The 7,179-nt window shown below is 74.5% G+C and carries 7 protein-coding genes; 1 reads left to right on the forward strand and 6 read right to left on the reverse strand.

The annotated features are described in order from the left end of the window. The 3 genes from IRZ18_07560 to IRZ18_07570 form a co-directional block, all read right to left on the reverse strand. Positions 1 to 123, reverse strand: a 123-nt coding sequence (locus IRZ18_07560; protein MBX5476958.1) for a type III polyketide synthase, incomplete at its 3' end; no start/stop codon positions are given. 86 nt (positions 124 to 209) lie between these two features. Further along, positions 210 to 1,427 carry a stage II sporulation protein P gene (locus tag IRZ18_07565; protein ID MBX5476959.1) on the reverse strand — a complete coding sequence of 406 codons (1,218 nt, stop codon included), beginning with the start codon at positions 1,425 to 1,427 and terminating at the stop codon, positions 210 to 212. A gap of 114 nt (positions 1,428 to 1,541) precedes the next feature. Beyond that, positions 1,542 to 1,820, reverse strand: a complete 279-nt coding sequence (locus tag IRZ18_07570; GenBank protein ID MBX5476960.1) for a phage holin family protein — start codon at positions 1,818 to 1,820, stop codon at positions 1,542 to 1,544. Positions 1,821 to 2,105: 285 nt separating this feature from the next. Between IRZ18_07570 and IRZ18_07575 the strand changes: the two genes are divergently transcribed. Continuing rightward, positions 2,106 to 2,372 (forward strand): 30S ribosomal protein S20, encoded by a 267-nt coding sequence (locus tag IRZ18_07575; protein MBX5476961.1) that lies wholly within the window; start codon positions 2,106 to 2,108, stop codon positions 2,370 to 2,372. On the opposite strand, the gene holA is transcribed toward IRZ18_07575, so the two are convergent. The 3 genes from holA to IRZ18_07590 form a co-directional block, all read right to left on the reverse strand. Next, positions 2,335 to 3,528, reverse strand: a complete 1,194-nt coding sequence (gene holA, locus IRZ18_07580) for a DNA polymerase III subunit delta (protein MBX5476962.1) — start codon at positions 3,526 to 3,528, stop codon at positions 2,335 to 2,337. The two genes, IRZ18_07575 and holA, sit on opposite strands and share 38 nt — an antisense overlap. After that, positions 3,525 to 4,721 (reverse strand): AI-2E family transporter, encoded by a 1,197-nt coding sequence (locus IRZ18_07585; GenBank protein MBX5476963.1) that lies wholly within the window; start codon positions 4,719 to 4,721, stop codon positions 3,525 to 3,527. Before IRZ18_07585 ends, holA begins: the two co-directional genes overlap by 4 nt. Beyond that, positions 4,718 to 7,179, reverse strand: a 2,462-nt coding sequence (locus IRZ18_07590) for a ComEC/Rec2 family competence protein (protein ID MBX5476964.1), incomplete at its 5' end; no start/stop codon positions are given. The genes IRZ18_07585 and IRZ18_07590, both read right to left, overlap by 4 nt.

Here is a 7,179-nt window from a genome sequence, read left to right on the forward strand (position 1 = left end):
GTCGAGCCGCCGCTGCAAGTCGCCGAACGACGCGGCGAAGACGACGCTGGCGGCCTGGCGCGCCTCTTCCTGGGTGACGACGTGCGGCGGCACGGCGGTGCCAACGGCGATGACGCGCGGCATGTCGCCTCCTCCTCCCCGGCGCATGCATATGCGCGGAAGGAGCGTCCCATGGCTGCGGGACGAGCGACGGCGCCCCTGCTCGCGCTTCAGCGCGACGGCCCGGTCGGCGTCGCCGGGCGCGGCGGCACGCGGCCCGATTTCACGAGATCCGCGAGGATGGGGGCCAGCAGCCGCGCCGTCGCGTCCTCCTCGGCCAGCGTGTTCTCGGCCCCGCCGACCTCGATCAGGATGGCGCCCGGAGCCACGTGCTGGTTGTACCGGCCCCGTTCGACCATGTACGGCTGGCCGTCCGGCTTCCGGAGGAGGTCCGGGTGCGCCGCTTCGATGGCGGCCGCGACGCGCGCGGCGAAGGCGGCGTTCTCCCGCCAGTGCGGGTGGCTGAGCAGGCGATCGGTGCCGACGACGAGCATCACCTTCGCCACGTGCTCGCCCGCCGCCACGGCCACGGTGCGGTCGCGATCGGCGGAATCGCGGTGCAGGTCGATGACTAGCCGGAGGGACGGGTATTCGGCGAGGATCGGCTCGATGCCGGCAAGGGAACGCTCGTAGGCGCCCACGCGCCCCGCCGCATCGTATTCCTCCCGAGAATGGACGACATTGACGCCCAGCGCCGCCAGAGAGGCGGCGAGCGCGTCGCCCACCTGGACCATGTTGCGCCGGCGGTCCGTGGTGAAGGCATCCTGCGGTTCCGTGGCGTCGGGAAGCTCCGGCAGAAACGATTCGGTCGCGTGCGTGTGGTAGATGAGCACGGCAGGGTCGGGGCCGGTGACGACGATCGGCTGGCCCTCGTCCGCCGGGGCCGGGGACGGCGCCCCGGGCGCCCCTCGCGGCACAGTGTCGGCAAGAGCCGGAATGTCGGCGAGGAGCCAGCTCAGCGGGCTATCCCAGCGAAAGCCCAACAGCGCTTGGCTCAATCCCTGCGCGAGCTCCGCCGGCGACCACGCGACGATCGGCTCCATGGACCGGGACGCGCCGCCGGACGGCGAGCCGCCCGCCGGGCCGGGGACCCGGTCCGGAAACAGCGGCCACGCCCAGTGCACGACCCGCGCCCAGGCGTCATCGCTGAGGCGGAACGCCACCCACCATGGATACGGGCGATCCTGAAGCTCAGGCGCCGTCGAGATCGCCCGCTGCGGCGCGAGGACGCGGACCGCGAGCGGCGGGCCGGGCCGCGTCCAGAGCAGGGCGACGCAGACCGCGACCGCCGCCGCGTAGGCGACGACCGTCGCCGAAGGCCACCGCCGTGGCCTCAAGGCGAGCAGCCTGCGCCCGAATGCCCGGATGGAACGGCTCCACGCGCGCACCGGTTGTCCCCCCGCCCTCATGCATATGGGGCGGGGGGTGCGTCCATGACGCGCGGGTGTCCCCGGCGGCGACCGGGCGGCCCCAGTCGCCCGTCGACCGATGGCCCCGTCGCGTCAGCGCAGCTGGGTCGGCACGAACGCGTCGACGATGCCGATCACGAGCGAGGCGAGCAGCGCCCCCAAGAACGACACCGACAACTGGTGCGGCACGATGAACTGCGCGATGTAGATGACCAAGGCCCCGACGACGAACCCGACGATGCCGCGCCCGTAGGGCGAGATGCGCTGGCCGAAAATGGCCTCGACGACCCAACCCAGAAGGGCGATCACGAGGGCCGCGAAGATGGCGCCGACGAAGCCGTTCACGCTGAATCCCGGCACGACGAGGCCCATGAGCCAGATCACGATCGCCGATACGACGAAGCGGACGATGGCGCCGAGCACGTTGCCACCCCCTCAGGTGGTAATGGAATTCACGGGTTACGCTTCCCGCCTGTGGTTGTTTCTATGTAACGCGGCGTCACGACGGCGGGATTCGGATGGGGAGACGCGAAAAACGGCGGACGCGCACGGCGGGTCATGCCCGTCGCCACCGCTCCGCGCGCGGCGCTTCGCGTCTTGAAGACGAGTCGACCGGCTGGTAGAATGAATCGCGATTTTTACTGGGGAGTGGAATTCGTGGCCAACATCCGTTCCGCGATCAAGCGCGCGCGTCAGGCCGAAAAGCGCCGCCTGCGCAACCGCAGCGTCAAGAGCCTCATGCGGACGCGTGCGCGCCGCTTCTATGAGGCCCTTGAAAGCGGCGGCGACGCGGCCGAGGCACTGCGCCAAGCCATCAGCGCCATCGACAAGGCGCTGAAGAAGGGCGTCGTCCACAAGAACACGGCCGCGCGGCGCAAGTCGCGCCTCATGAAGGCGTTCGCCCAGGCTCAGGCTTCCAAGTAGGCCTCGCGCGGCTCCCGTGAACCGCCCTCCGCCGTTGGAGGGCGTTTTGCTTTTCGTAGGCCCCGCCGGCCCGCTGCGACCCGGCATCGCCCCAGCCGCCCGTCACCAGCGCGGCCGTGACCCACAGCAGCGCACCGCGCTCCGACCAAGCGCCCGACTTGATCCGCCACTCGGCGAGCCACAGCGCCTCAAGACACCGGTCGAGTTCCTCGCCGCTGAAGCGCCGGGACTGCTCCATCGCGCGGCGCACGCGGAACGGGTGCTGGCCGAGTTCCCGCGCGACGTCCTCCGCCCGCAGACCCCTCTTCGCCAGGTCCGCTGCGTGGCGCATCAGGCGAAACTGGCCGGCCAGCAACGCGAGAAGGCGCAGCGGCGGCTCGCCGGCCGCGCGCAGCCGCTCGATCTCGGCGGCCACGGCCTCGGGGTCGCGCCGCCCGAGCGCGTCCACAAGGCGGAAGGCATTCACCTCGTCCGACGGCGTGACGACCGCGCGCAGCGCCGCCTCGTCGACCGGCCCGGCGCCCGCGTACGCCACGAGCTTGTCGGCTTCGCTCGCGACACGGTCGAGGTCCGCGCCGACCTGTTCCACCAATTGGCGCGCCAGGTGCGGGGCGATGCGGCCGCCTGCATCGCGAACGCGGCGCGTCACCCAGGACGCCAGCGCCTCGCGGTCCTCGCACGCGCACTCCACCAAGCCGCCGCGCTCCTGTATGGCCTTGACGGCCCGGCGCCGACGGTCGACCCGCCCCCGGCAGCGCAGGACGAGGACGGCGGCCGGTTCCGGCCGTTCGATGTACGCTTCCAGCGGCGCGAGGCTGGCCGGCTCGCCCGCCGTCGCCGCGGACGCGTCGCCCGATTCGCCCAGGCCCGCCGGCTCGTCGACGGTGACGACGCGCCCGCCGGACCACGACGGCGTCCGCAGCACGGCGACGACGTCCGCCCACGGCGTCGACGCGCCGTCGAACGCGGGCGCGTCGAGCGCCTCGTGCCCGGACGGAACGATCGCCTCAAGCAGCGCCTGCCGGACGGCGCCCGCCGCCACGTGGGAAGGCCCTGTGAGGAGATACACGGGCGATATGCGCCCCGCCCGGATGTCGGCGACCGCCGCTTCGTACGGCAGGAGCGAAGTCGCGGGCGCAGGTCGCGCGCGCGTCATGCCGGTCCCGTCACCCCTTCCCCGGGCGCGTCGCCGCCTCCCGGCGCAGCGCCCTCAGCGTTCGGGGCGCTTGCTGGGGCCGGCGCGTCGCGGGCTTCGTCCGCCGTCCCGGCGCCGTCCGCCCCGCCCGCGCCGGGTTGCCTGGCCCCGGGCCCCCACAGGGCGCCCACGACCGCGCTCAGGATGCCGGCGGCCGGCACCGCAAACAGCGCCCCCCACAGGCCTGCGAGCTCGAAGCCGCCCAGAAGCGTCACGATGGCGACCGAAGGCCGCAGCCCGACGGCGTGCCCCGTGACGCGCGGCACGAGCACATGCCCCTCCAGCTGCTGGATCAGGATGAAATAGATGACCACGTACAGCGCAGTCCGCCAGGAGACGAGAAGCGCCAGCAGCACGGCCGGGATCGCGCCGAGGACCGGCCCCACCATCGGCACGAGCTCGAACAGGCCGGCCAGCAGCCCGATGAGCGCGGCGTAGGGCACGCCCAGGAACCAGGTGCCGATGCCGGCCAGCACGCCCAGGATGAACGCCAGCATGATCTGGCCGCGGACGTACGCGCCGAGCAGCCGGCCGGTGATGCGGGCGATCTCGTCATATCGGGCCCGGTGCGAGGCCGGCACCCAGGCGCGGAGGCCCCGCGCGAGCCGCGGGCCATCGAGCATCAGGTAGATCGTGAGCACGGCCACGAGCACGACATCCGCCGCCGCCCCGCCGATCTGGCCGATGACGTCGCCCAGGCGCGACAGCGCCTGCAACCCCACGGCCTCCAGGCGCGAGGTGATCTGGGGCCACACCTTGTCCAGGTCCAGCCGCAGGCCGAGTTCCGCCAACCGCTCCTGCCACGCGGGCGCCGCAGCCTTCGCCGCCGCGACGTACTCCGGCAGGGCCTGGCTCAGCTCCCCCACCTGCGTGATGAGCGGCCGCAGCAGCGCCAGCGCCAGCCCGGTGAGGAACAAGACCGCGGCCACGACGACGAGCGCGACGGCCAGCGCGCGGCTCGCCCTCTGCTCCTGCAGGCGCGCGACGAGCGGGTTCAAGAGCACGGCCAGCACCACGGCCAGCACGAGCACGAGCAGCGTGTGCGCCACGAGCCGCGCCGCCGCGACGACCGCCGCGCAGAGCGCGATCCCCGCCAGGAGCGTCGCCAGGACGATCAGAGCGTCCAACCACATTTGACGGCGCCGGGCCGTCAAGGCTGCGCCACCCCCATCGACACCTGCCTTTCGCGGCAGCGGACGGCGTCCCCTGCCGCGGCGTCTCCCGGCACGCGCCGCCATGGGCCTGCCCCGCGCGCGAGCCACAGCTGCCGGCCGTCCGTCCGGAACCGCACCGCGCCGCCCCGATCCGTCCGTAGGACGGCGACGCCCGCGTCCCGATACCGCCGGAGAACGTCGCCGTTCGGCAGGCCGTACGGATTCGGTCCCACCGAGACGACGGCGAAGCGGGGCGCGACGGCGCGAACGAACGCGTCCGTCGACGACGTGCGGCTGCCGTGGTGCGGCACCTTCAGCACGGTGCTGGCCAGGCAGGCCCCGGACCTCACCATCGACGCCTCGGTCCCCGCCTCGACGTCCGCGGCGAAGAGAAAGCCCACGGCGCCGTAGACCAGGCGCACGACGAGGCCGCGGTCGTTGTCGCTCAACCCTGCCGCGCGGCGCGGCGGGTTCAGCACGTCCAGCTCCACGCCGTCGGGCAGGCGCGCCGTCCACCCGCGGAACGGCCGCGCGCGCTGCAGGCCTCGCGCGGCGATGGCCGACGCGAACCGCCGCCACCCGTCGTCCGCGGCGGTGGCGCCCGGGTCCATGACGAGGTCGACGGGCCAGCGTTCCACGACCGGCACGAGCCCGTACAGGTGGTCGGCGTCAGGATGCGTCGAGAAGAGGATGTGAATGCGCCGCACGCGCCGGTACGTCAAGTAGTCGGCCAGGGCGCCCGGCCGCTCGTCCGGCGACGGACGCGGGGCGAGCCGCAGGTTGCCGCCGTCGATGACGAGCCACCGCCCCGACGGCGTGCGCACCACGGCCGCGTCGCCCTCACCGACGTCGAGGAAGGTGACCTCAAGCAGGCGGGACGACGCCGGGACGCGGAGCACGAGGATCGCCGCCACAACCGCCAGCGCCGCCACGGCTGCCCCCACAGCCGCCGCTCGCCGCGGCGGGAACCGCGCCCCGGGCCCGACCGGCCCGGACAGGACGCCCGCGCGCCGTGCCGCGCGCGCGGCCCATACGGCGCCCAGCGCGGCCGCGGCGGCGAAGCATCCGCCTGGACCCATCGGCGGCAACGCGCGCCCGAGAGCGCCGCAGTACTCGACGACCACCTGAACCGCCCGCAGCACCCAGGCCTCCGGCCGCAGCACGGCGCCGGAAACGCCGAGCCCGGCGGCGAGGGCGCCGGCCAGGGACAGCGGCATCGCGAGCGCCGTCAGGGGAAGGATCACGAGGCCGGTGAGCGGAGCCCACCACGCGGCCCAGCCGAACGCCCGCAGCGCCGCGGGCGCCGACACGGCGACGGCGGCCGTGCCCACGGCCAGCGTGCCGGCCACCCACCGGAGCGCCCGTCCAAGGTTCCGGAAGCGACGGGCGGACCAGGGCGCGGCCCACAGAACCCCGGCGGTGGCGAGCACGGAGAGTTGAAAGCCGGCGTCCCGCCACAGCGGAGGATCCCAGAGCAGCAGGAGCAGCGCCGAGGCGCCCAGCGCCTGGAACGGCGCGTTGGGCCGTCCCAGGCACTCGGCCGCCACCGACCACAGAAGCATCAGCAGCGCGCGCACGGCCGACGCCGGCGCCCCCACGAGCGCCACGTAGACCAGCGCCAGCGCCGCCGCCGAGGCCCGCACGGCCGTCCGTGCCCCCAAAGGCAGCGCGCTCAGCCACGACACGAGAAGCGCCACGTGCATGCCGCTCACGGCGAGCACGTGGCTGGCGCCCGCCCAGCGGAACGCGGCCCGTTCGTCCTCCGTCAGGCCCGCGCGGTCGCCCAGGGCGAGGCTGCGCGCCAGGCCGGCCAGATCCGGGGGCAGGGTCCTGTCCAGCGCGCGCGCCAGCGCGCCGCGCAGGCGCGCCAGGCTCCGCCGCCACAGGGGTCCGGCGACGTCCGGCCGCGGCTCGGCGGACGGCGCCTTCAGTTCCCAGGCGACACCGCGCGGCAGCCAGTACGAGCGCGGGTCGAACGCGCCCGGATTCCGCGCCGGACCGAGTCTCGCCAGGCGCCCCCGGACCTGCCAGCCTTCGCCCACCTCCACCGCCCGGCGCGGCAGCTCCACCAGCACGGCCAGGCGGCGCGCGCGTCCCGCCGACGCTTCCGGTCCGCCGGCCGCATCCACGCGCGCCTCCAGCACGACGCGCGTCCCCCAGGGCGTGGGGGCAGCCTCCCGCACCCAGCCGACGGCGGTCACGCGCTCGCCTTCACGGGCAAATCCGCGTCCCTCGACGGCCGCGACGAACGCGAACCCCCGGGCGAAGACGGCCGCGGCCAGGCACGCCAGCGCGGCTCCCCGCCACCAGGGTCCCGTCGCCGCGGACCGGGTGGGCTGTGCCGTCTCCGCCCGCGCCGCGCGGCCCGCCGCGATCACCGCACCCCACAAACAAACCGCGGCGACGCCGCCCGCCACCCAGGCCGGAACCGCGAGCCCCGCGGCCTGAGACGCCCACG

This window comes from Clostridia bacterium (assembly GCA_019683875.1).
GTDB lineage: Bacteria > Bacillota > Sulfobacillia > RBS10-35 > Bu92 > Bu92.